This is a genomic window from Moorena sp. SIO4A1, from assembly GCF_010672065.1.
Classification (GTDB): Bacteria; Cyanobacteriota; Cyanobacteriia; order Cyanobacteriales; family Coleofasciculaceae; genus Moorena.
On record NZ_JAAHHX010000016.1, the window covers coordinates 19149 to 42689 of the forward strand.

Genomic DNA, 23541 nt, shown 5'->3' on the forward strand with positions numbered 1-23541 from the left:
ATGATCATTTTAGAATTCAAGGCCAAAGGGAAAAAGCGCCAATACTCTGCCATAGATGAGGCCATTCGGACAGTTCAATTTATTCGCAATAGTTGTCTCAGATATTGGATGGATAATAAAGGGGTTAGCAAATTTGACCTTAACAAGTATAGTGCCGTTCTTGCTAAAAGATTTCCTTTTGCTAACGCTTTGAATTCTACCGCCCGTCAATCTAGTGCTGAGAGGGCATGGTCATCAATCGCCCGTTTCTTTGACAACTGCAAGAAGAAAGTACCTGGTAAAAAAGGCTTCCCTAAGTTCCAGAAGAATTGCCGCTCGGTGGAGTATAAACAGTCAGGCTGGAAGTTGTCCCCCGACAAAAAGTCGATAACGTTCAGCGACAAAAAGGGTATTGGGAAGCTTAAGCTCAAAGGTACATGGGACTTGTGGCGCTTTGATAAAAAACAAATTAAGCGAGTCAGGATAGTCCGTCGGGCTGATGGCTACTACGTTCAGTTTTGTGTTTCAGTTGATGTTAAAGAACAACTGGAACCTGCTGACGCCAACATTGGCTTAGATGTCGGACTAAAGGATTTTTATACTGATTCCAGAGGGAACACTGAACTTAATCCCCGATTTTATAGAACGGGAGAAAAACGCTTAAAGTTTTATCAACGTCGGGTTTACCGAAAAAAGAAAGGCTCTGCTAACCGAAAGAAAGCTATTAATAGACTAGGTAGGACACACCTCAAGATAAGCAGGCAACGTGAAGAGCATGCTAAGAGACTGGCACGCTGCGTAATTCGGTCTAACGACTTGATCGCCTACGAAGACTTGAGAGTTAAAAATTTAGTAAAAAACCACTGTCTCGCCAAATCTATTAATGACGCGGGTTGGTATCAGTTTAGGAAATGGTTGGAGCATTTTGGTGAGAAGTTTGGCAGAGTAACTGTTGCAGTTAATCCTGCCTATACAAGCCAAGATTGTTCCAGTTGTGGCGAGGTTGTGAAAAAATCTTTGTCAACTCGAACCCATGTCTGTAAATGTGGGTGTCAGCTTGATCGTGACCATAATGCCGCCATCAACATACTGGTAAGAGCCTTGAGTACTGTGGGGCACACAGGAACTTGGATCTTAGATCCGAACGCTTCAGGAGATTCGACCTCTACTCTTCTTGATTCCGGTCTGGTTGAGCAAGTTGAGTCGTTGAGTGAAGAATCCCCGCGTCTAAAGACCGGGGAGTGTCAACTTACACTCAAAGGTTAAGACACATTAGAATTATCCTGTTAGCATTCAGCATTCAGCTGTCAGCATTCAGCTGTCAGGTTTCCGTAACTCAAATTAAACTAATGTCTAACTCTTTTATTGAACGCACATCAAGTAGCCTCTTTCAGGGATGACAAGCAGCTCAGGATAATTACCCTTAATAAAAATCTCCCTATCTCCCTATCTCCCCATCTCCCTATCTCCCTATCTCCCCATCTCCCCACACCTCCCACCCTCTCCTTAATANTGGTGTCGTCGTTTAAGCTGCATATTATGAAGTCTTACCAGCAACTTCTGAAACCATGATTCGAGTTGCCATGATTCGGATTATGCTTAGACGGTTGGCGTAGCCAATTACTTTTCAGACATCCTCTAAATTCTAAATTCTTAATTCTTAATTCTTAATTCTTAATTCTTAATTCTTAATTCTAAGATTACTTCACCACTTTTAGACGATGTGGTGAGGGTTGATCATAGAGAACAATAAAACCACCAATAACCACCACAGCCAATGCTGAGGGGACTAATGGTACCCAATACCCTTGTTTCACAAGACCTAAGCAGGAGCCGTAGAGAATCGATAGAGCCAACAGCAACACACCCAAACGTAGGGAGGATTTACAGCGCCAACACACCAGACCAGCCGTTAGGCACCAACCCCAAATCCACACTACTTCACGCCATGTAGGCCAATCCCGTATCAGGGGTCGCTGATCTAAAACAGCACTTATAATCTGACTTACCATGTGGGCATGGATAATTACTCCTGGTGTTTGATCCTCTATGTCATTACCTTTACTATAGGGTGTAAAAAAATAATCCTCACGGCTGGGAGCAGTAACGCCAATCAGAACAATTCTTCCCTTGAAGGCATCACCATTGATCTTACCGTTTAGAACTTGAGAGAGAGTGACTTGGGGCACAAAATCTTCTGGAGATTGGTGAAAACGGTAATTCAGCATGATTTGGTGTCCCCAGGCATCCAGGTTATGATAACTGCCAGTATGATGGGTTAAGGGTGTAAAGACTACATCACCTAGCTGTAAATATCCTTGATCTGTGTAGGTGGGAGATATTTCCTCTGCCACTAGATACCGCATGGCCAACTGGGTACTCAGAGCATAGGAAGCACTACAAACTGATGTGGGATCAGGGTTAAAGGCCAACAGATGGCGACGGATCACCCCGTCTGGGTCACCTACAACATCACTAAAGCCCAAGTTTTGTTTAGGAACTTCTGGGGGCGGTGAAATTCCTTGATCCTCTTCGTTACTGGCTTTGCAGACCGTAACTAAATTCTCGGTTTGCTCTAGGAGCGTTCCCAAATCTTGGTAGTCTGGGGCTACAGGAAAATCACGATGAATATCTAGGCCAATTACTTTGGCTTGAGAGGAATTAAGTATTTCTAATAGTTGTTTGAGTGATCGGTCTGATAAGGAGGTACCTGGTCTTAAATCCGACTGCTGAGCTTTAATATCTTCTTCAGTAACCTCTACCACTATAATACGGGAATCAGGAAACTCCGCTGGTCTTCTATTAATCAGGTGGTCGAAGGCTTTCAATTCCAAACCTTGGAGTAAACTGAGCTGCTGTATAACTATCAAGAAGCATGTAATTACTAAACTGCTCACTAATACCTGGAGCAAGCTCAGCTTAGGACGTACAGGTGGAGGTGGAGGTGGAGGTATAGGTGGAGGTGGGACAGGGTTATCTATCAACCCTTTCCAAGTCGGTGGCGGGGCGGCGGGATTCTGACAAATTATCGGTAACCAAGTTGCACAAGGAAACTCATCTTCTATCCCTTGTAATCGTTCCCTAGCTTCCCGCACTGCTAAATAGAAGGACTGCCCCCGAGCAAAAGCGGTTAAAAAATATTTCAAAAATTCCTGTGAAACCCGGTCAGGTACCGGTTCTCGCATCACAACAATTTGGGGAATCTGTAAATTAGCCAGATTTGAGGCTAAACCCAAGCCATCACAAGAATTAAAAATCGCTATTTTTAAGCCTTTTCCAATTGCTCTTTTTAAGCCAAACTTTAACTGATTAATGGTTAAACTATCGGTTTTATTAATATAAATGTGACCCGTTTCATCATTGTTTTGACTGGAACTATGACCAGCAAAAAAGAGGATATCCCAGCATTGCTCCCAAAGGGCTTCATGGACTTGCTGGCGCTTGGGTTCTATGAGAAACTTGATCTGAGCATCAGGTAATTCCTCTAGCAACTTCTGATCTGCTTCGGTATCAATACCAAAACTATTGCCAATAATTGCTAAAATTCTCACCTTGGCGTGGGGCTTGGGATTTAGAGTGACTGGTTCAAACTTTAAGGCACTTAAAGCAATTTCTGCCTTGGAATAGCGTTCCCAAAAATCCCACAGATGCCAGGGCAGTCGCCGTAAACAACTGTTCTCGGTTTGAATAATGAGACGAATTTCATCCGAGGGTAATAGTTGTTCGAGTAATTTCTCCTTAATCGGTCGAAATGGCTCTGAGGATAGCCAAGCATTTAAGCGATCGCCTAATACTTGGGCAGCATTGTAGCACCGTTCCAGTTTAGATACATTGGTCACTTGTACCACTGATGCTTCTAGACGGGAACGTAACCCCAAACTGTGATAACTCGTTGTCCAACTTTGGCACGATTGCAGAATTTCAGGAGCAGGAGGTAGCCTGCCAGTGATTTCCAACAAAGGGCTTTTGCCCTCTTCCAAAATCTGTAAAGTGACTGGAAACCCTTGGTCAAAACAACCATTTCCTATCTTTAAGACAACTAATTTCCCAATACTGCGCGTGTTATTGGTCATTGGTCATGGATCACTTGTGTTGCAGATGTGATTTGTCCCCTCATTTTACCTATTTATAGAGGTTGATAGAGGTTTATAGAGGGTGTATCGGTGCCTTAGGATTGACCACTGACTGATCTCAAAACTGATCTCAAAAAAGACACCAGATAACCGATCTATCCCCGTAATCTGAAGGACTTTGAATTATAACGCTTTCAGTGGTGTGTCGATGGCTAAATTCGGTAATTCTTAGATTGGCGGTAGACCACGGTACGGGTTCAGATGGTAAAATCCTCAATAATCCTGGCATCGTCAAGGGCAACTTCGACACTAAATTGCTCTCCTGGTACACCACTGAACTGCAATTGAATGTAATTATCGATTTGTCTGGCTTGGGCTTCGAGAAACACTGTTCCGGATGCATCCAGCACAGTGAGTGTGAGGTGGGGAGGCAAATAGGTTTTACTGCCAGTGGGATATACCTTGAGGCGAATATTTTGCTTGAGTTCAGATTCTGGGACAAGTTCCACCACCAAAGCCACGGGGGAACCCGCTAGCAATAGCCCTAAGTCAATCAACTTAGCCCGCCTAATCCCCACATCAAGATTTTCCTCTAGGGGTAATGCTTCAGTTGACTCTAGACCAACAGAGCGGAAAGCGAACATTGGTTCGGGTGGGTTTAAAAAGTTTTCCAAGCTTTCGAGAGTTTGCCAACCAGTTTCAACCACATTGTTTAACCATTGACTCAAGTTTACCTTTGTTCTTTGGACTACCTGTGAGATAGGTTGATGGAAGTGATCGATTAAATCATCAACAGGTTGTAGTTGGCTAATGGGTAACTCTTCGGTATCAGCAGTTGGAGTAAATCCTAACACTGTCCCCTCCGACGATCGTTCATCAATCTGAACAACTACATAGCCAATCCGATCACACCAAACTTCGGGGGGAATATGGCAGACGGAATCTTGGACTTTGATCGGTCGGCATTCGATACGACCGATACCGGATACTTCCAAGTCTGCCACATTAGCTAACAGGCGTATAATAGGGTTCCAGCTGTCTGAGGCTTTTAAATCTGTAGTCATCCCCATCATTTGCATGTAATCATTGACAAGCAAGACAGCCAAGGTGTTGAGTCGAACTTGCTCAGCTTTTTCAGGGGTAGGCTGTTGCCTAGCAAATTGCTCAGCACTCCTGCGTGCATTCTGAGTAATGGGCAGAGGAAGGGCAAATTGTTCTAGGTTATGGGTGTTGTAGGTCATAGGAATTGTGTTTCTGTACTGATGTGAACACCTTGACTGAAGAAAGTTAATGTTAAGGTAAGTCTTTTTAAGGAACCTCCTATTATAGATATCCTTCCGATTCTCCAAATTTACGCAAACGGGGCAAACATTGTCGCTGATAAAAGCTACTTAATGTAGAAATTGATACATTAAACTCTTCTGATAGGGTTTTCCAGCTAGTTTCTGGAGGCAAGCGTCGCCAAATTAAGACTTGGCAGGTGACCTCTGGATTACCTTTGATATGGGTAGTGCGTAGATCACTATCAACAGCCGCCCTTTCCACCCATTCCCTGACATCTTCGAGTAAGGTAGGCACGTCGGGTGGAGCGGCCACACTATTGAGCGGGTCAACATTTTGACCATTTTTACCCTTGCTAGAAGATACTGTCTTACCTTGTCCGTCTATAGTCTTGATGCGAAAGTCTTGGAGTCGTTTCTTCAAGTAGAAATTGAGCCAAGTGATCACACTGCCACGGCTAGAGTCGTAGGGATTACCGGTTTTGCCTTCGCAAATATTCTGGCAAAAGTAAATCCAGGTTTGTTGGAGTGCGTCTTGATAGTAGGGAGTATGTTCTTGCCAAAGCTTCTTAGTGACTAAACGAATAATTTTTGTTAAGTTTCTTTGACGGTGAGCGCTTCCAGGTGGATGACTACATGCTGCGGTCACTAGCTGGTTGAGCTGCTCATATAGTTGAGTCATAATGCGATCGCTCCGCCTTTGCTGATATTGCCTTTCTCCGAAAATACTATTTTCAAACAGGTATGCATATCTTATGCAGGGTCAGCCTTAGGTCTCTAATCTGAACTACTCCAGGATACTCGGAGTTTTGGTTAAGACTAACCCAGTATTCAGCTGTTGACAGTTTAGTTATTATGTGTTAATAACGAGGGACTAGAAACTCGGATTAACTTTATAACATAGAATATAAAACACTTAATAGTTAATAGTAAACATTAAAATACACTAAATAATTACTTAGTGTTAAAAAAAAACAATTGAATTCAAGTATTAATACCTAACACCTAACACCTAACACCTAACACCTAATACCTAACACCTAAGCTAAGCAGTGATGTTTCCCAATTCCCAAAAATTTCTGATCAAATTTTCGGGAATCTGTGGAAGACACCTTGTAGTAAGTAAGTAACGTAGCTTTACTAGAGCTTGTCAAACATCTTGGACAGTTTTTGACATATGTCTCTAGGATTTCCTCCCAGTTGATGTACAGTGGCGGTTGTGACAATGGTTGCAGCCGCTTTTTTTTTGGAGGGGAATGGGTAATGGGTAATAGCCACTGCTGTATTTAGGATTGTGCCAATGCGTTCGCCTAGGGGCTCTTTTGGAGGATCCCATGACCGATCACAGAATTACCTTAACATAACTTCATAGTTGTGCGATCCTGAAAAAAGAGTTATCAATAAACTCAAGAAAAGGTCAATGTCAGAATTCTCAGAAATAAAACGAGTAGTTGTAGTGGGTGCTGGATGGGCAGGCTTAGGCGCAACTCACCACTTAGCCAAACAAGGTTACGATGTCACTCTCCTAGAAGCAAGTTCCTATGCCGGTGGTTTAGTGGCAGGATGGAAAACAGCGGGTGGACGTTCTGTAGAAGGGGGAATTCATGGTTTCTGGTATCCCTATCACAACATTTTCAACCTGGTAAAGGAACTCCGACTCAATCCTTTCACTCCTTTCACCCGTTCTTCTCAGTATTCTCCTGCTGGATTAGAAGTCGAATCCCCTATCTTTCAAAATCAACCACGACTTCCGACGCCCCTAGGAACCTTCCTCTACACCGACTTCAAACGCTTACCCCTGATTGATCGACTCTCTGCCTTACCCCTACTCTATGCTGTTGTTGACTTCGATAATTCCCACCAGGCATGGACTAGGTATGACTCGGTAAGCGCCCGTGAATTATTTAAACAGTTTGGGGTTTCGGCACGACTGTACAAGGATTCCTTTGAGCCCATGCTGTTAGTGGGTTTATTTGCTCCAGGAGAACAATGTTCAGCCGCAGCAGCCCTAGGAATGCTGTATTACTTCATTTTGGCTCACCAACCGGACTTTGATGTGGTCTGGTGCCGAGGAACGGTAGCACAGATGATATTTAAACCCTGGGTGGAACAGATTGAGAAAGCCGGGGGAAAGGTACTTACCAATAAACGGGTCAATGACATTATTATAGACCACACAGGCAAGGCCAAAGGGGTAATGTGTGGTGATGAATGCTTTGAGGCTGACGCGGTGATTTTTGCTGTCAGTGTCAATGGTATGAAGAAAATCCTTCAGAGTAGCACCATGCTCCAAAGCCGCAAGGAATTCCGCAACCTGATGAATTTAGGGGGAATTGATGTGCTATCAACCAGGCTATGGTTTGACCGCAAAGTTGAGATTCGCCATCCCTCTAATGCTTGTTTTGGCTTTGATGCAACCACGGGTTGGACATTTTTTGACCTTAATGCTTTGCACGATGAGTACCGGGATGAAGCTGGTAGCGTGATTGAAGCAGACTTTTACCATGCTAACCAGTTGCTACCCCTAAGTGATCAGCAAATTATCCAGAAAGTTCAGCGTGACCTAGGCACCTGTGTTTCTGGTTTTCGAGAGGCAAATCTGATTGACAGTAGTGTGATTCGAGTACCGCAAGGGGTGACTCACTTTGCTCCCGGTAGCTATCAGTATATGATGCAGCGAACCACTAGTATTGAAAATGTATTTATGAGCGGGGATTGGATTGTCACTCGCCACGGTTCTTGGTCTCAGGAAAAGGCGTATGTTACCGGTTTGGAAGCAGCAAATTTGGTGATTAGGCGCTTTAGACAGGGAAATCTCGCCAAGATTATTCCTGTTGATGCTGATGAATTCCATATTCAGGTGACACGGAAGATTAATAAAACTGTACGGGAGTTTGGTCAGACGTTATTTAGTAATTTTTGGTTACCTTGATTTAATTTGGGAATTTTAGGAAACAGGGAATCGGGAATCGGGAATCGGGAATCGGGAATCGGGAATCGGGAATAGGGAATAGGGAATAGGGAATAGGGAATAGTTGCGTAGGGTGCGTGATAAGACGGAAAGCCTCTGATTTTATCGGTAGCCAGTATTGGGACAGTCCGTCCGAGGCAGGAAACTGGCAAGATGCCAGTTCCACAACAAGATGCCCATTCCACCCACCGCGTCAAACAGCATGCATTGAGATGCACCCTTTTATAAATAGGTAATGAACAATTTTACTGATTTTTCATTACCAAAAAAAACAAGCTTTTTAGTACTGTTCCCTGTTCCCTATTCCCTGTTCCCTTTTTAGTACTGTTCCCTGTTCCCTGTTCCCTGTTCCCTTTTGCTATCAATCCTATGTTCACAACCCAAATACAAACACTATAGTAGAGTAATGGAAAGCGTTCAGAACTCAGACAAGCTTGTTGTTACCTTCTACAAATGGGTAGGTATTCTGGTTTTGGTTTACCTACTGATTGTGGCAGTAGGGATAATTGGTACAGGCTTTAGGTCAGCTACTGGGGAGCAAGTCAAGGAATTGTTCAAGTTTGCTACTAATCCGTTTGCTGGCTTAATTGTCGGTACCCTAGCAACTGCTTTAATCCAATCGTCAAGTACAGTAACCTCGATTATTGTCGGTCTAGTAGCTGGTGGTTTGCCAGTGGCAACGGCTGTTCCAATGGTTATGGGGGCTAACATTGGCACCACCATCACTAATACACTGGTTAGTTTAGGACATATTCAAAATAAGGACGAATTTAAACAGGCTTTTGCTGCTGCAACCATCCACGACTTTTTCAATCTGATTAGTGTCGTTATCTTCCTACCTTTGGAAATTACCACTCACTTCCTGGAAAAGATTAGTCTGTTTTTAACAAGCCTGGTTGTGGGGGAAAACTCGATTAATTTAAACAACGTTAATCTGATTAAATTTGCCACTGCTCCAGTCACTGATAGGATTAAAACTGTCAGTAACATTTTACCAGAACCATTTAATGGTATTGCCCTGATTGTCCTAGGTATCAGTGTTATTTTCCTATCCATCTTTTTCATTGGCAAACTTCTCAAAACCCTAATGGTAGGACGAGCGAATGAGATGTTGCACACTGCTATCGGTAACGGTCCCATTGCTGGGATTGCTTCTGGGACACTAGTCACTGTAATTGTGCAATCTTCCTCGACAACCACCAGCCTGATCGTTCCCCTAGCTGGTACAGGTTTATTGAGTTTACAAGAAATTTATCCCTTCACCCTAGGGGCAAATATCGGAACCTGTATCACTGCTTTACTTGCCGCTACCGGAATAACGGAAAACCCTATCCCTGCTCTAGAAATAGCTACAGTGCATCTACTTTACAACACCCTCGGAGTTGTGATCATCTACAGCATTCCTGTTTTGAGACAAATGCCAATCCTGGGTGCAGAAACCTTAGCTGCTGTTGCTACTGAGCGGAAGTATTTAGCCTTTGTCTATATTGGAAGCGTTTTCTTCTTGATTCCGGTACTACTTCTGAGTCTATCGACGTGGCTGTAAGTATTCAGCTATCAGCTATCAGCTATCAGCTTTGAATGTAGAATGAAGAATGAAGAATGGAGAATTAATTCTTAATTCTTAATTCTTAATTCTTAATTCTTAATTCTGACAGACAACTTGGGGATTATTGCTAATCCAGTTGTCGATATCTTTTAAAACCTGATCGGGAATTTCCCAAGGAAACAAGTGAGCAGTATTGTCATAGCATTGCCATTGGCTATCCTTAAGATGTTGAGCGGTTTCTCGACTTGATGCTGCGGTAATATGGCGATCAGCAGCTCCTGCTAAGACCAGGGAGGGGCATTGAATCTGCTGTAAGTCTGGCAAACGGTTATACCCAGCCCTAATGGCAGCGTTTAGTGCTTCTGTAGCGGCTTGGGAGGTCTGTAAATAGGCTGATATGGTGTGGTTGGCAAGATATTGGTAGGTGCTGGTTGTGTGTTGTTGGATCAGGTATCGAAAAAGCGATCGCTTACCAAATGTGTCAATATTCCACTGCCATCCTGGTTGTAACCAATTTAATGCAGAAGCGATGCCGGTATAGAGATTATCCTGCCAACTAATGGGGGGATGATTACCCCAAGGTCGAGCGGCTGTAGCGATTAAAATTAAACCTGTGACTCTCTGAGGTAGCTTCAGAGCAAGCTCCATTGCCAAAATTCCCCCTAAAGACCAACCTAGTATCAAACAGCGGTCAATGTGGTAGTAGTCGAGAAGGGATTCCAAGTCAATCAGGTGGTCGGTCATCTGAAAATCCCGATCAGCTGGACTTCTACCATATCCTCGCAAATCAGGGCTGATAGTCCAGAACTTCTGGGATAGATGTTGGGTAAAAACCGAAAGGCACTGACTTGAGCCGGGATGACCGTGAAGGCACAGAATTGGGAATCCTGACCCCTGGAGGTCAGTGTTGAGATATACTGCTGCTTGGTAGTTTTTTTTAATCCCATTCATGTTAATTGTTAATTGTTACTTGTGTAAGCATTCAGCCATCAGCCGTCAGCCGTCAGCCGTCAGCTTATTTTATTCAATAGCACCTCAAGGAGGTTACGCTATGGGCAGAAACTTTGTAAGCATTCAGCTGATAGCTGATAGCTGATAGCTGATAGCTGATAGCTGATAAGTGAAATGGTATGATCTCTTTTACTTATAATCGCACTGTGCGCTTTTCAGATACGGATGCGGCTGGTGTGGTCTATTTTGCTAATGTTTTATCTATCTGCCATGAAGCCTATGAAGCCTCTCTAGATGTATCGGGCATTAATCTCAAGTCCTTTTTCACTCAGCCAGCTGTGGCAATTCCGATTGTTCATGCCAGTGTGGACTTCTTGGGTCCTATGTTTTGTGGGGATCCACTGCTGATTCACGTGATGCCTGAGCAGTTGAGTGAAAGTAAGTTTGAGATTGCTTATCAGGTTGTTACAGCTTCTTCATCGCAACAGTTACTGGCCAAGGCAATTACGAAGCACGTTTGTATTAATGCAATGACTAGAACTAAAACTCCCTTACCTAAGGAAATCGTGGAATGGCTAGGGAGTAGGGAGTCGGGAGTCGGGAGTCGGGAGTCGGGAGTCGGGAGTCGGGAGTAGGTAAGAGGTAAAAAATCCTCTTTACCTGATAGCTATGAAAAACTCTTTACTAATTTTATCATCCCTTATGATATAGCTGACGGCTGACCGCTGACCGCTGACCGCTGACCGCTGACAAAAAAAATAGCCGTAGAAATACTATCTACGGCTAGTTCAACTTTTGATTGATGTCAGAAAAATACCCGAAACTTTCGGATGTGATCCTATGCTATCAGACCAAACCCAAGGCCAAGGGGGGAAAATCCCCCCAGAAATTTAAGGTGTTATGGCAACAACCAATACTTGGTCATAGTAGTGATCACTTCACCGGGAATATCGGTCGGCTCCAGAGGAGTCCACTCTGCGATTTCTGCATAGCCCAATGAATAAAGCATCTGCATACTATGGATTACTGATTGACGAGGACCTTTCAGAGTGTGCTGAGTAGGTTGTTTCTTGAAGTTGCGAGTAAATTCTTCTGGCATCTTTCAAAAGTTGAACTTTGATTTACAATGATTATTGTAATAATTATAAAATTATTTGTCAAGGGTTTTAAAATTTTTTTTTTTGGGGTTTAGGAGTAATAAAAAAAAGCGATTATCTGTAGGATAATCGCGTAGCGGCTCTTTAAAATGGTAAGCATGTGGCCTTTGGTAAACGGCTGAATGCTTACAGCTTTATCAGTCAGTCAACTAACCCATAGTCTTTGAATTGGATAAGCATCAAATTTATTATCCCGACTAATCAAAACCAGAGATCTATTCATGGCTTGAGCAATCAACATTCTATCAAATGGATCACGATGATGTAGGGGTAGATTAGAAATTTGCAGGGTGTCGATAAATGCAATAGGTAGTAAAGTAATATCTGATGATTGCAGTTCAGATTCAATGGTTTGATAATTTCGTTGCAGTGATAACTTACCAAGATTCAACTTAATCGCAATTTCCCAGAGACTAGCAATACTCAGATAAACGCTATCCGCTGCATCAATCATGTCTCTTAGTTTATTAGGCAAATTTGGGTCATTTTCAGATAACCAGATCAAGGCATGAGTGTCTAACAGGAAAGAGCTCATTCCATATATTCCTTAAAATCGTCTAATGGTTCATCAAAATCATCAGGTAATGGTAGCACAAAGGTTCCTTTTAAGATCCCTGAACGACGTTTCTTGCTAGCATGCTGCTCTGGGGAAACATCTTGGGAGTAGTTTTCCATTAGATACTTGGCATAATGCAGCAGTTCTTGTTTTAGGGATTCTGGCATTTTACCCACTGTTTGTAATATTTCTGTGTCAATATTCATGGGTTTTACTAGTTTAGTTGGTGTTAAATAATTTTTATAATAATGTATAAAATATTATAGCATTTTTAGTTTATTTATGAATAGAGCCTGGATCGAAACAAGGAGCAGGGAGCAGTGTCAAGATATCCGAGGAGTGTTTGGTGTTACGATAAATTAAGATTGCTTGTCATAATCTATTGAGAAATGCTATAAGTATTAAATCTTGCCTCTGGCCTTTCCCTAAGGGATTGCAGCAGACAATGTTGGCAGTGGCTGAAGATTGGTGAATCCAGGGTGATTTAGATAAGTCTAATTTGGTAATGAATATTCTAAAGCGGTTGTATTATTGTTTAATAACTATTAAACAACGGTTGATGGGGAGAAATCGCAAAACATCTGATCCCCAATTCGAGTTTTTATTAGAGGTTATACAAGCAATTGAAGACAGTAGGGGTGATGAGCAGGTAGTTTACCCATTACTAGCAGCAAATACAGACAAAATTAATGATAGACTAGCTAAATTATTGCATGTTGTGGGAACAAGTATTCTGGAGAAAGGAGAAATATATGAAACGGCGCTCTTATTAGGATATATTGGCGATTTAAGCACTTTAATTGCACAATTTCCCTTGGGTGACAAAGCCAGGAATATGGAAATTGCCATTACTGGCAATAAAATCGTACTAACTTTTTTCACCCGTGAAGTTTGTGCAGAAAAATGGGCTTTGACTCAAAACAATCTTGGAGGTGCTTACATTGATAGAAGAAAAGGGAAGAAAGCACAGAATATAGAACAGGCGATCGCTTGTTACCAACAGGCTCTTAGAGTTTATACCTTTTAGGCTTTTCCTGTTGAGTGGGCAATCACACAAAATAATCTCGGTAATGCTTACAATAACCGAATAAAAGGGGAGAAAGCACAGAATATAGAAGAAGCGATCGCTTGTTTACAAGAGGCTCTTAGAGTTTTTGCCTTTGAGGCATTTCCTATTCATGACACTTATGCCGTTGATATAACTCTGTATTACCAAAATGTCACTGTTCCAGTCGGTCAATTTAGTCGGTTAAATCCTCAAGGGTGTCTGCTAGCCAGCACTATTCAAGCTTCCTTGGGACAAACCTTAGTACTCTATGGCGAACCAGTGGGTACTCCCGAGGAGGATAGAAAGTTAGCAGATGCTTGTGTGGATGCTTTTTTCCAGGGAACCGACCAAAAACCCCAATTTAGCGCATCTGGGCAGTTATTTGGTAGCCCAATTTTTGCCTATGACAACGGTAAGGAGAAACCAACGGAGCAATGTCACCTTCTGGTCTGGTTAAACCGTCACCCAGAAACCTTAAACCTGGCACAAAAGACTTACTTTTCATTGTTAAATCTGTTGTGCTGTCGCAGTAAAATCCTGTTTGCTTATGATCAAGCCCGTTGGTGTTATCGCCAAACTAGAGGACTCTATGGGCAACTGGAACAAGAGGTTCAAGGCTTCAAGGAATTGCCAAGGGAGCGAAAAACAAGGCTAGAGCAACTGAAGCAGAAACTGACCGAGATGCCATCCAAGACCTTTGACTATGCTGGTTATCTGCGAGACATGGAAGATCACAAAACTGCGATCGCTACCAATGCCGCCAACTATAACTACTGGCTAAAAAAAATCAGTGAATCTAGTCTCAAAGACGATAATATCGAGTTTTTGGAAGACTTCCTAAACCAAAGAACCGAGCTATTTCAAAATCAGATTCAAGTCAATCTCAATTATCTCAAACCCGGTCAGCAACTATTTGACCAGATGCTTGGTAGTATCCGAGGCATTGTGGAAACTGAACAAGCACAACAAGAGAAACGATTAGAACGTTGGATTGCCTCGGTGGGTATTGGTTTAGCGGTCAGTGGTATTTCTTCCCAAACTGATGCTAAACCTCTAGAAGCGATCTTGATCAAACTAAACCCCAATGTATCTATAGAAAAATGCCCTAAAGCTGAACTCCAGTCTTGCTTGAGTTACACTTTCTGGTTTGTGCTATTTCATGTTTTGCTTGGTGTGGGAGTTGGTGCGATTACTGCTTTAATTTTGGGTCGAAAGTAGGGAGTCGGGAGTCGGGAGTCGGGAGTCAGGAGTCGGGGGCTTTTCTGGTGGGCAAAAACCCTTTGGTTCTTTTGATAATTCTAGAGCCTAAAATTTTGCCCACCCTACTTTATAAAAGTTTATTCTTTTGATAAATAATTTATAACTCAAAGTTAAACTTTGTGATATAATTTTAGCTCTGGAATCAAGTAGACAGCCTTTTCTAGGGTAGTGAGGCAATGCTGCGTGGGTTTTGGATAAATCTTTCTAAGCTGTGGTTGGGATCCCCCTCCCGTCCCCCTTAATAAGGGGGAAGCCAATTAATAAGGGTGAAGCCAATTTTCCCCCCTTAATAAGGGTGAAGCCAATTTTCCCCCCTTAATAAGGGTGAAGCCAATTTTCCCCCCTTGCTAAGGGTGAAGCCAATTTTCCCCCCTTAATAAGGGTGAAGCCTATTTTCCCCCCTTAATAAGGGTGAAGCCAATTTTCCCCCCTTAATAAGGGTGAAGCCAATTTTCCCCCCTTAATAAGGGTGAAGCCAATTTTCCCCCCTTAATAAGGGTGAAGCCAATTTTCCCCCCTTGCTAAGGGTGAAGCCAATTTTCCCCCCTTGCTAAGGGTGAAGCCAATTGTTCCCCCCTTGCTAAGGGGGGTTAGGGGGGATCCCTACTCTTACGTTACCAATCCTTGAACCCTCTGGCTTATACCTCACCGGAAAGGCTATAGTTTCACATCAATTATGAGCAACATTTCAGAGCAACCTATAGAAAGAAGCCAACCGGCAAACCAAACTAACAATATTCTGGAATGGATTAAAGTTGTACTTTTAGTATATCTGCTAATTGTAGCAGTTGGCATGATTGGTACGGGTTTTAAATCCGCAACCGGATCACAGGCTAAAGAATTATTTGCCTTTGCCACTAATCCTTTCTTAGGACTAATCGTTGGTACCGTTGCCACAGCATTAATTCAATCATCCAGTACCGTAACCTCAATTATTGTTGGTTTAGTGGCTGGAGGCTTACCGGTAACCACTGCTGTGCCAATGGTGATGGGGGCAAATATTGGTACCAGTATTACCAATACCTTAGTTAGTTTAGGTCATATTGGGGATAAGAAAGAATTTAAGCGAGCCTTTGCTGCCGCTACAATCCATGACTTTTTCAACTTACTGAGTGTAGTCATTTTTCTGCCCGTTGAGATTATCTTTCACCCCCTAGAGAAGATTGCCCATTTCTTAGCTCAAAACTTAGTAGGAGGCGGTTCTCTAAGTGTCAAAGATTTGAACTTTGTCAAAGCTGCCACTAAGCCAGTTGTGAGTGTGTTTAAAACCATAACTCACGTTTTACCAGGGCCCTTTGATGGTATTGCTTTGATTATTTTAGGAATCGCGATGATTTTCTTGACCATTAGTTTTATTGGCAAACTGCTTAAAGTCCTAATGGTCGGTCGTGCCAAAGATATTCTTCATACAGCCATTGGTAAAGGACCAATCGCGGGTATTGCTGCTGGTACCTTAATGACAGTTCTGGTTCAATCTTCCTCCACTACCACCAGCTTGATGGTACCCTTGGCCGGTGCAGGGGTATTTGGCCTAGCGCAAATCTATCCCTTTACCCTTGGTGCGAACATTGGCACCTGTATTACCGCCTTGCTAGCAGCCACCGCTGTTTCTGGCGCAGAAGCCGTTCCTGCCCTAGAAATTGCCATGGTTCACTTGATCTACAACGTGCTTGGGGTGGTTATCATCTATGGCATTCCCTTCCTCTGTCGCTTGCCAATTATCAGTGCAGAAACCCTCGCTGCTGTGGCTAGTGAACGAAAAGCGATCGCATTTGCCTATATCATAGGCGTCTTTTTTGTGATTCCTGGCATCCTCCTTGGTGCTACGGCCATTTTCTAATAGTGGAATAATCAAACATTTATAGGGAGCTTAAATAAATTTTGATAATTTTTGTTCCCTACTCCCTACTCCCTACTCCCTACTCCCTTCCCTATACCATGAATGAAAGATTGGAATATATTGAAAAATTAGAAGGGCAAATTAACGAAGCCCAGACTACTCTCAACCGCTTAAAGGCAGAACGAGAGGAACTCATCCAAAAATTGCAACATGAAGAAATCGAGCGTCTAGAAGAACATTTAGAAAACGCTCAAGTTAAACTCAAAGACATTAACGCAGCAGCTGAAGAAGCATGGCACGAATTAAAAGAAACCATCGAACAGCTGCTGCATACTATCAGTGATAGCTTAAAAAACCTGATGCATAAATAAAGCGATAAAAATTTCCAAGGAAAAAACCATGAAGACAATCTTAGGAGCATTAGTTGCTACTCTTGGTGTAATCACCCTAGCTACTGGATGTTCAAATCAAGTACAAGACTCAGCACAATCTGGCATCCTGGGCGATGGTGAATTTAGCACTGAATCAGTCAATGTTTTATCAGTTTCCACCGGCAAATTCATCAAAATTGATGGCTCTAGCACCGTCTTTCCCATTTCTTATGAAGCAGCTAAGCGTTACCAACGAGATGTTACCGATGCCCCTGCGATCGCAGTCAGCTTTTCTGGTACTGGCGGCGGTTTCAAGAAGTTTTGTGCTGGGGATACGGACATCAATGATGCCTCTCGCCCGATTGAAGCAGATGAGATGGCAACCTGCAAGGCCAATGGAGTAAGTATATTGAACTTCCCGTCGCCTTAGATGCTATTACCCTGGTAGTCAGCCCTAAAAATACTTGGGCTGAGGATATTTCCGTAGCAGAATTGAATAAAATTTGGCAACCACAAGCAAACGTAAAAATCGAAAAGTGGAATCAAATTCGTCAGTCTTGGCCAGACCGTCCTCTTAATCTCTATGGTCCAGGAGAGGATTCCGGAACCTTTGACTATATATTTTTCGACCTCAGAGTTAGAAGAAGTTTTGCTTACTCCCTTGAAAGTTTTAATGGAACAGCCAAAATTTATTAGTGGTTTGACTTGTTTTCATTGGTGGCCTAAAACAACGTTTGCGATAACTGATTAGCCGGATTTGATATTATAACTTTTTGTACCACACTTCTGTAAAATTATTCCAATTCCTTTGTGCTGGTAACGTGAACGTAAGCATTCAGCCGTCAGCCGTCAGCCGTCAGCCGTCAGCCGTCAGCATTCAGCCGTCAGCTGACGTAACAAAGATTAAACGAAGCTTACTTGTTTTATTTAAAAGCTCAAAGCTCAAAGCTGAGAGCTGAGAGCTGAGAGCTGAGAGCTGAGAGCTGATAGCTGATAGCTGAATGCTTACAGGTGAACAAGCTTTTACCCCTTCTATATCCAGAAGTTCTGTCAGCAGTTTAATTTCCTTTTTTGATGCCATAATGACAAATACATCCTCAAATTACATTATAGCGGTTTTTAGTATAACGAGGTACACAGGCTTTTTTACCTCTTGCTAGCATGCCTATTGCTAGCATGCCTATTGCCTCTTTTATGCTCCGAAGTCCCTGCTCCGAAGTCCCTACTCCCTGCTCCCTACTCCCTCAAAACATGTACCTCACCTAATTGAAAACCGCTATATAACAATAGATTATCCTTAGAAGTCAAATCAAGCTACATGTCAGGCTATAATTTGATCCATTTTTTGAGTTTAGTTAAGGTTTCAGCTAACATTTTAGCATAGTAGATACTGAAGACCCATAGTTAAAAAAATTACTATTAGTAAAACCCAATGGACACAATTAAATTAAATGATAATCAATGCTTGAAATGTTGTCAGAATCACAAGGAGTAAAGAGTTGAGCGTAGAGCATCAGGATAATTAATGATTCTATTCCCTACGGTCGGTGAAACCAGCAACCGTAATATAGAAATGCGATAAGTATTCAACCGGACATGATCTAATGACAGACCAGGTTTTAATCCTAGGAGGCAAAGGACGAATCGGGAACAGTGTAGCGCAAGACTTACTTGCCCATACTCAGGCGAAAATTACGATTACCGGACGTCAGGGTAAACTTGATCTAGTATTACCACAACAGTTACAGCCCCCCGTGCAGTTTCTCCCTCTAGACTTAGCTGATCAGGAGGGGTTAAGAAATGCGATCGCATCTCACAACCTAGTGATCCATTGTGCTGGTCCGTTTCTCTACCGAGACGCTACTGTCCTAAACACTTGCATCGAACAAGGGGTTAACTATCTCGATGTCAGTGACAACCGTGCTTTCACCCGCAAAGCGTTAGCTTTCCGTGAACAGGCTGCTGCTGCTGGTGTCACCGCTATTGTGAATTCTGGCATTTTTCCTGGTATCTCCAATAGTATGGTGCGTCACGATGTAGAACAGTTAGATGTTGCAGAACGGATTCACCTCAGCTATGTAGTTGCGGGTTCTGGTGGTGCTGGAGTGACGGTGATGCGTACTACTTTCCTGGGATTGCAAGAACCGTTTGAAGCTTGGATTGATAATCAGTGGCAAACCGTGAAACCTTATAGCCTACGCGAAACCATCCAATTCCCTGCTCCCTATGGTAAAGCTGGTGTCTACTGGTTTGATATGCCAGAAGCCTTGACCTTAGTGGACTCATTCCCCGTTAACACGGTAATCACTAAATTTGGCTCAGTTCCCGATTTTTATAATCATCTGACCTGGATAGCTGCCCATATCTTTCCCTCATCTTGGCTGAAAAATCCCGCTGGAATCGAGTTTTTGTCCCATGTCAGCCACATCATGACGGATGTAAGCGATCGCGTTAGTGGCGTTGGTGTTGCCATTCGCTCAGAGGTTACTGGTTACAAAGATGGTAAATCAGCCCGTGCTGGCTCAACCTTAGTCCATGAGAATACTGCTGTCGCTGCTGGGGTGGGTACTGGTAGTATTGCGGAACTGATGCTTACTGGTCAACTCAATAAACCGGGAGTTTGGCCGGTGGAACAAGCCCTATCTACGCCATTATTTGAGCAAACTATACAAAGTCGAGGACTCAAGATTAATACTGTTGAAGGTTAGGTATTAATACCAAATCCCCTTTGATAATCCTCCTTTAACTGAGCTCTTGCACCAGTACAAAAAACTTAATAACGGCAGTGATAACAATCAATTTAAGTACTGAAATCACCAAATCTTATCACTGTTCCCTGTTCCCCTCCCCCCTTACTAAGGCTAGGGGGGATTCCTGTTCCCTACCTTTACAGGTAAATCTTAAACTTGGTTCAAGATCTGAGTTTAACTCAAATTACAGGACTTACCCCACCAAATTTCCCTTTCTCATCTGCTAAGACTGAAATCTACTCAATATTAACTAGTCTTAGTGGAGTAAATCCCATGAAAAGTGTCCGTGTCGTAGTAACCGGAACTGTAGGAGCTGGCAAATCTACTTTTGTGAGGACAGCAAGTAATGTTGAAGCTGTGGAAATAGAAAGTAAAGCCACCGACGAAATACTTCTGCTAAAGAAAAAAACTACCGTTGCATTTGACTTTGGTAGCCTTACCTTTGGTAACAATCTAAATGTTCATATCTACGGTACTCCTGGTCAATCTCGCTTTGACTTCATGTGGGATATTTTGATTAGTGAAGCTCACGCCTATATTGTATTGGTGCCAGTTCATCGACCCAGTAGTTTAAACAACTCTCGTGAGCTTCTGCTGTTTATGAAAGAGCGAGTAAATGTTCCCATGATTATTGGTTTAACCCATATGGATTGTCCAGGGGCAATGACCTCAGAGGAAATTATCAGAACTCTCGGTTATAGCAACCCTCACAATCAACCCCCAAGTGTGATAGTTAATCCCAATCAGCGAACCTCAGTGCTTGAGGCTTTGGTGCTTCTGATGGATCTCCTAGATTCCTAGACAAGCCAGTAGCTAGTGCCGTTCAGCTCAAATAACTGACCAGCCCCTGTCAGGTCGAAACCCATAAAACAAAGGACGTTTGTCAGGGCGAAGCATTCGCACATAAATTCTTGGTTTGCTCCCAAATTTGCTAGCCGAATACTTCGCCCCAAGGATTATCGTTTCTAAGAATTGCCATGTTCTGTAATTTGTGTTTATAAAACTACACAAATCATTAATTAGCGTCACTAAAAAAAGTGATCCGGATTGAACGGATCACTTGCTGAAAAGCTTAGTAGGTAAACGTTATAGAGTTTACCTATAAATGTATTATCTAAGCATCCAGGAGTTTAGGTTATAGGTACATTCAACGATAGATGAAGTCAATAGTTTAAAATTCTGGTAAACCCAAACTATAAACTTCACTAAAACTATACAAAAAAATACTTGTAACTCTTTTATTTAATAAAATAAGCTAAAATATAACTAATTTACATGATTATATTTTCGGTTAAAATTATCTATTCAGATAATAATTAATCAAAACATTGCTATACTGTTTAAATACTATAAAAGTCAATCGGGGTGCTTTGCTAAATAGTCAAGTAATAACTTAGAGTTAGATTCAGCTATATCGGAGTAATTATGAGCTTAGATCCCCAGGAATTTATGACCAAGATGGAAAAGCGTGTCAATTTGACCAATGAAGACAAAGTGCTTCTGAAATCACAGGCAGATTGGGGAAAAGAAATTGCTTCTGAAATGGCAGACCATTTCTATACTTACTTAGGTAATGATGAAGAAATGGATGCCATTATGAAAGAGAAGGAAGGTCGTATGGAGCGCCTACGGGTAACCTTTGTGCAATGGTTTTACGAAATGTTCACTGGTATGGATGACTGGGGAAAAGCCTATGCTGAACGTCGTTGGCGTATAGGTTTGGTACATGTGAAAATTGGTATCGGTCCTCAACATGTCGTCCCAGCCATGGCAATTGTGGTGCAGGCATTTACTAACCGGATAAAAACTGATAGTAAAGATGAAGCCTTGCGGGATGCCCTCAGTCGGATCTGCATGATTGATTTAGCCTTCATTGAGCAAGCCTATGTAGAAGTGAGTTCGGCAGCGGTTCTCAAAGAAACTGGCTGGACAGAGGCTCTATTTAGACGTCTGATTAGTACTGGCGCTGGCTCTATGTAACTAGAGCAATCCTAAATCATTTGTGAACAATACCTGTCAATAAAATAGTTCAGACTCGGAAAGTTACGAGTCCTGAGTAAGACCTGTGACTGTTCACTTTTCCGATAGGATTGCTAGATTAAGTGTCGATTTTGTTGGAAACTAAATCAATAGTCTATAAGTTTTGGCAAATTGGCACTACTCCTACTTAAATATCAGCTATCAGTTTCGAGGAAAACAAACTAACCGAATTACACATTCTGCAATTGGAGTAAGGGAACAATGGCGATCAATTCTCAAAAATTGGGGTATATCCTGCATAATTTTGTTACATCCACTGCTGATATTCAAGGAGCAGCTGTAGTCACGACCGATGGTTTACCGTTAGCATCCAGTCTGCCTGGGGAAATGGATGAAGAACGGGTTTCAGCGATGTCTGCGGCTATGCTCTCCTTGGGTGAGCGAATTGGCTCAGAACTGGCTAGAGGAGAAATCGACCGGATCTATGTTGAGGGTAAAGAGGGATTTAGCGTTTTGACCAGTTGTGGTGAAGAAGCGGTATTTCTGGTTCTAGCTAGTAAAGCAGCTAAGCAGGGAGTATTGATGTTAGAAATTAAACGAACTCTGGCTGAATTAAAACCAATGTTGCTCTAGTAATTTTGTGGGTATTACTCTACTAATACCTTTTAGAGAAAATGGATACAATATAGGTTTATTGGTTATTATTAAGGGGTGATAGATAATGGGTAATGGGGAATTTAAAGACTAGCATTAATTCCCCATTACCCATTACCAAATGGTAAAATTTTTTAAAAATTGTTGTTCGCGTAGCGTGGCCTACGGCCAAGGCATTCTCGATTATTGGTATAACGTCAGTTATTGGTATAACGTCAGTGGGTGTGTGAAATTCAATGTAAGCTATTTTTTGTTTAAGGTTGACCACTAACAGTCAACCATCAACCGTCAACCGTCAATCGTCAACAAATTACCTTGATTCACCCCAACCTACTGGCACAGTTGATAACCTGTAGTATTTGCTAGGAAAGCATAACCCAATGGACAGTATACGGATTGTAGTAACGGGAACAATAGGGGCTGGCAAATCTACTTTTGTCAGAACATTCAGCGAAGGTGCGGTTATTGAAACAGAACGAACCGCTACGGATGCCACATCATTGCTTAAGAAAAAAACGACCGTTGCCTTAGACTTTGGTTTGCGTCCCTTAAATCGGAACTTGGATTTGCACCTGTATGGAACTCCTGGTCAAGCTCGCTTTGATTTTATGTGGGATATTTTGATTCGCCGAGCTCACGCCTATATTTTATTGATGGCAGCTAATCGAACCACTGATTTTGCTAGTGCTCGTCAGATTTTATCGTTTATGCAGGAGCGGGTTACTATTCCCATGATTATTGGTCTGACTCATACTGATGTTGCAGGGGCATGGACTCCAGAGGAAATTATGATGCGCATGGCATACATTGGCGATCCTAATCAACCCCCAATTGTGGCTGTTAATCCCAATAATAAGACCTCAGTATTTGAAACTGTAATGATTTTGATGGCTCAGATGCTTTGCCAAGGGAGTGTTATTGAAAGTGCTAGGAGAGAAAAGGTAAGTCACCCAGCTCCCCGACCTGTTAAGAAGCAATATCATTGGCCTAATCCCCAGTTTTTAGAAGGGGGTTAGTCAGGGATCAGCATTCAGCTATAGAAAAAGCTGAATGCTAATCAGTTCTACCAGACTTTTCCAAGTTTTTAGCTTAAGCTCGCCCTTAACGAACGCGCCCCGCGTG

General features: G+C 42.5%; 24 protein-coding genes. 15 read left to right on the forward strand and 9 right to left on the reverse strand.

Features of this window, described 5'->3' with window-relative positions; all coding sequences use genetic code 11:
- Entirely contained in the window at nucleotides 1-1245 is a 1245-nt protein-coding gene (locus F6K53_RS14675) for a transposase (RefSeq protein WP_293081207.1), read from the forward strand.
- 434 nt (nucleotides 1246-1679) lie between these two features.
- Here F6K53_RS14675 and F6K53_RS14680 read toward each other — a convergent pair whose 3' ends face one another.
- From F6K53_RS14680 to F6K53_RS14690, 3 genes are all read right to left on the reverse strand, one after another.
- Nucleotides 1680-4052 (reverse strand): CHASE2 domain-containing protein, encoded by a 2373-nt coding sequence (locus tag F6K53_RS14680; RefSeq protein WP_293073893.1) that lies wholly within the window; start codon nucleotides 4050-4052, stop codon nucleotides 1680-1682.
- Between the two features lie 257 nt (nucleotides 4053-4309).
- Nucleotides 4310-5293 (reverse strand): DUF1822 family protein, encoded by a 984-nt coding sequence (locus F6K53_RS14685; protein WP_293020059.1) that lies wholly within the window; start codon nucleotides 5291-5293, stop codon nucleotides 4310-4312.
- Between the two features lie 82 nt (nucleotides 5294-5375).
- Nucleotides 5376-6014: a sigma-70 family RNA polymerase sigma factor gene (locus F6K53_RS14690; RefSeq protein ID WP_293020060.1), complete on the reverse strand. Its 639-nt coding sequence runs from the start codon at nucleotides 6012-6014 to the stop codon at nucleotides 5376-5378.
- A gap of 738 nt (nucleotides 6015-6752) precedes the next feature.
- On the opposite strand from F6K53_RS14690, the gene F6K53_RS14695 reads away from it, so the two are divergent.
- Entirely contained in the window at nucleotides 6753-8264 is a 1512-nt protein-coding gene (locus F6K53_RS14695; RefSeq protein WP_293081211.1) for an FAD-dependent oxidoreductase, read from the forward strand.
- On the opposite strand, the gene F6K53_RS14700 is transcribed toward F6K53_RS14695, so the two are convergent.
- A complete protein-coding gene (locus F6K53_RS14700) occupies nucleotides 8231-8500 on the reverse strand; it encodes a hypothetical protein (protein ID WP_293064802.1) in 270 nt (89 codons plus the stop codon). The two genes, F6K53_RS14695 and F6K53_RS14700, sit on opposite strands and share 34 nt — an antisense overlap.
- A 209-nt stretch (nucleotides 8501-8709) precedes the next feature.
- On the opposite strand from F6K53_RS14700, the gene F6K53_RS14705 reads away from it, so the two are divergent.
- Complete coding sequence (locus tag F6K53_RS14705) at nucleotides 8710-9849, forward strand: Na/Pi symporter (RefSeq protein ID WP_293042770.1); 1140 nt, start codon at nucleotides 8710-8712, stop codon at nucleotides 9847-9849.
- Between the two features lie 99 nt (nucleotides 9850-9948).
- Here the strand turns inward: F6K53_RS14705 and F6K53_RS14710 are convergent, their stop codons facing one another.
- The gene (locus F6K53_RS14710; RefSeq protein WP_293020065.1) at nucleotides 9949-10803 is read right to left on the reverse strand and encodes an alpha/beta hydrolase; all 855 of its coding nucleotides are present in this window, start codon (nucleotides 10801-10803) and stop codon (nucleotides 9949-9951) included.
- A gap of 179 nt (nucleotides 10804-10982) precedes the next feature.
- Between F6K53_RS14710 and F6K53_RS14715 the strand changes: the two genes are divergently transcribed.
- A complete protein-coding gene (locus tag F6K53_RS14715) occupies nucleotides 10983-11438 on the forward strand; it encodes a thioesterase family protein (protein ID WP_364301058.1) in 456 nt (151 codons plus the stop codon).
- Between the two features lie 263 nt (nucleotides 11439-11701).
- On the opposite strand, the gene F6K53_RS14720 is transcribed toward F6K53_RS14715, so the two are convergent.
- The 3 genes from F6K53_RS14720 to F6K53_RS14730 all read right to left on the reverse strand — a co-directional run bounded on the left by F6K53_RS14720 (nucleotide 11702) and on the right by F6K53_RS14730 (nucleotide 12722).
- Entirely contained in the window at nucleotides 11702-11902 is a 201-nt protein-coding gene (locus F6K53_RS14720; protein WP_293042764.1) for a hypothetical protein, read from the reverse strand.
- A 203-nt stretch (nucleotides 11903-12105) separates the two neighbouring features.
- On the reverse strand, nucleotides 12106-12495 hold the full coding sequence (locus F6K53_RS14725) for a type II toxin-antitoxin system VapC family toxin (protein ID WP_293020067.1): 390 nt from the start codon (nucleotides 12493-12495) through the stop codon (nucleotides 12106-12108).
- Entirely contained in the window at nucleotides 12492-12722 is a 231-nt protein-coding gene (locus tag F6K53_RS14730) for a DUF2281 domain-containing protein (RefSeq protein WP_293020069.1), read from the reverse strand. The genes F6K53_RS14725 and F6K53_RS14730 overlap by 4 nt, the downstream gene beginning before the upstream one ends.
- A gap of 299 nt (nucleotides 12723-13021) precedes the next feature.
- Between F6K53_RS14730 and F6K53_RS14735 the strand changes: the two genes are divergently transcribed.
- From F6K53_RS14735 to F6K53_RS14785, 10 genes are all read left to right on the forward strand, one after another.
- Nucleotides 13022-13543 (forward strand): tetratricopeptide repeat protein, encoded by a 522-nt coding sequence (locus tag F6K53_RS14735; protein ID WP_293064808.1) that lies wholly within the window; start codon nucleotides 13022-13024, stop codon nucleotides 13541-13543.
- Nucleotides 13544-13810: 267 nt separating this feature from the next.
- A complete protein-coding gene (locus tag F6K53_RS14745) occupies nucleotides 13811-14782 on the forward strand; it encodes a hypothetical protein (protein ID WP_293064811.1) in 972 nt (323 codons plus the stop codon).
- 718 nt (nucleotides 14783-15500) lie between these two features.
- Complete coding sequence (locus F6K53_RS14750) at nucleotides 15501-16664, forward strand: Na/Pi symporter (protein WP_293020073.1); 1164 nt, start codon at nucleotides 15501-15503, stop codon at nucleotides 16662-16664.
- A 41-nt stretch (nucleotides 16665-16705) separates the two neighbouring features.
- Nucleotides 16706-17035 (forward strand): hypothetical protein, encoded by a 330-nt coding sequence (locus tag F6K53_RS14755; protein ID WP_293020074.1) that lies wholly within the window; start codon nucleotides 16706-16708, stop codon nucleotides 17033-17035.
- A 28-nt stretch (nucleotides 17036-17063) separates the two neighbouring features.
- Complete coding sequence (locus tag F6K53_RS14760; protein WP_293020075.1) at nucleotides 17064-17465, forward strand: substrate-binding domain-containing protein; 402 nt, start codon at nucleotides 17064-17066, stop codon at nucleotides 17463-17465.
- An 11-nt stretch (nucleotides 17466-17476) separates the two neighbouring features.
- A complete protein-coding gene (locus F6K53_RS14765) occupies nucleotides 17477-17731 on the forward strand; it encodes a hypothetical protein (RefSeq protein WP_293020141.1) in 255 nt (84 codons plus the stop codon).
- Between the two features lie 908 nt (nucleotides 17732-18639).
- A complete protein-coding gene (locus F6K53_RS14770; RefSeq protein ID WP_293020077.1) occupies nucleotides 18640-19743 on the forward strand; it encodes a saccharopine dehydrogenase NADP-binding domain-containing protein in 1104 nt (367 codons plus the stop codon).
- Nucleotides 19744-19941: 198 nt separating this feature from the next.
- On the forward strand, nucleotides 19942-20586 hold the full coding sequence (locus F6K53_RS14775; protein ID WP_364301066.1) for an ATP/GTP-binding protein: 645 nt from the start codon (nucleotides 19942-19944) through the stop codon (nucleotides 20584-20586).
- A 624-nt stretch (nucleotides 20587-21210) separates the two neighbouring features.
- Nucleotides 21211-21765 carry a protoglobin domain-containing protein gene (locus F6K53_RS14780; protein WP_293020079.1) on the forward strand — a complete coding sequence of 185 codons (555 nt, stop codon included), beginning with the start codon at nucleotides 21211-21213 and terminating at the stop codon, nucleotides 21763-21765.
- A gap of 261 nt (nucleotides 21766-22026) precedes the next feature.
- The gene (locus F6K53_RS14785) at nucleotides 22027-22398 is read left to right on the forward strand and encodes a roadblock/LC7 domain-containing protein (protein WP_287313137.1); all 372 of its coding nucleotides are present in this window, start codon (nucleotides 22027-22029) and stop codon (nucleotides 22396-22398) included.
- A 58-nt stretch (nucleotides 22399-22456) separates the two neighbouring features.
- Here the strand turns inward: F6K53_RS14785 and F6K53_RS14790 are convergent, their stop codons facing one another.
- On the reverse strand, nucleotides 22457-22687 hold the full coding sequence (locus tag F6K53_RS14790) for a hypothetical protein (protein WP_293064818.1): 231 nt from the start codon (nucleotides 22685-22687) through the stop codon (nucleotides 22457-22459).
- A gap of 112 nt (nucleotides 22688-22799) precedes the next feature.
- Here F6K53_RS14790 and F6K53_RS14795 point away from each other — a divergent pair, with 112 nt between their 5' ends.
- Complete coding sequence (locus tag F6K53_RS14795) at nucleotides 22800-23435, forward strand: ATP/GTP-binding protein (protein WP_293064821.1); 636 nt, start codon at nucleotides 22800-22802, stop codon at nucleotides 23433-23435.
- Nucleotides 23436-23541 lie beyond the last annotated feature (106 nt).

Coding starts and splice junctions, on each gene's coding strand:
- F6K53_RS14675 (WP_293081207.1), top strand. CDS start 1: ATGATCATTTTAGAATTCAAGGCCAAAGGGAAAAAGCGCCAATACTCT.
- F6K53_RS14680 (WP_293073893.1), bottom strand. CDS start 4,052: ATGACCAATAACACGCGCAGTATTGGGAAATTAGTTGTCTTAAAGATA.
- F6K53_RS14685 (WP_293020059.1), bottom strand. CDS start 5,293: ATGACCTACAACACCCATAACCTAGAACAATTTGCCCTTCCTCTGCCC.
- F6K53_RS14690 (WP_293020060.1), bottom strand. CDS start 6,014: ATGACTCAACTATATGAGCAGCTCAACCAGCTAGTGACCGCAGCATGT.
- F6K53_RS14695 (WP_293081211.1), top strand. CDS start 6,753: ATGTCAGAATTCTCAGAAATAAAACGAGTAGTTGTAGTGGGTGCTGGA.
- F6K53_RS14705 (WP_293042770.1), top strand. CDS start 8,710: ATGGAAAGCGTTCAGAACTCAGACAAGCTTGTTGTTACCTTCTACAAA.
- F6K53_RS14710 (WP_293020065.1), bottom strand. CDS start 10,803: ATGAATGGGATTAAAAAAAACTACCAAGCAGCAGTATATCTCAACACT.
- F6K53_RS14715 (WP_364301058.1), top strand. CDS start 10,983: ATGATCTCTTTTACTTATAATCGCACTGTGCGCTTTTCAGATACGGAT.
- F6K53_RS14720 (WP_293042764.1), bottom strand. CDS start 11,902: ATGCCAGAAGAATTTACTCGCAACTTCAAGAAACAACCTACTCAGCAC.
- F6K53_RS14725 (WP_293020067.1), bottom strand. CDS start 12,495: ATGAGCTCTTTCCTGTTAGACACTCATGCCTTGATCTGGTTATCTGAA.
- F6K53_RS14730 (WP_293020069.1), bottom strand. CDS start 12,722: ATGAATATTGACACAGAAATATTACAAACAGTGGGTAAAATGCCAGAA.
- F6K53_RS14735 (WP_293064808.1), top strand. CDS start 13,022: ATGAATATTCTAAAGCGGTTGTATTATTGTTTAATAACTATTAAACAA.
- F6K53_RS14750 (WP_293020073.1), top strand. CDS start 15,501: ATGAGCAACATTTCAGAGCAACCTATAGAAAGAAGCCAACCGGCAAAC.
- F6K53_RS14760 (WP_293020075.1), top strand. CDS start 17,064: ATGAAGACAATCTTAGGAGCATTAGTTGCTACTCTTGGTGTAATCACC.
- F6K53_RS14770 (WP_293020077.1), top strand. CDS start 18,640: ATGACAGACCAGGTTTTAATCCTAGGAGGCAAAGGACGAATCGGGAAC.
- F6K53_RS14780 (WP_293020079.1), top strand. CDS start 21,211: ATGAGCTTAGATCCCCAGGAATTTATGACCAAGATGGAAAAGCGTGTC.
- F6K53_RS14785 (WP_287313137.1), top strand. CDS start 22,027: ATGGCGATCAATTCTCAAAAATTGGGGTATATCCTGCATAATTTTGTT.
- F6K53_RS14795 (WP_293064821.1), top strand. CDS start 22,800: ATGGACAGTATACGGATTGTAGTAACGGGAACAATAGGGGCTGGCAAA.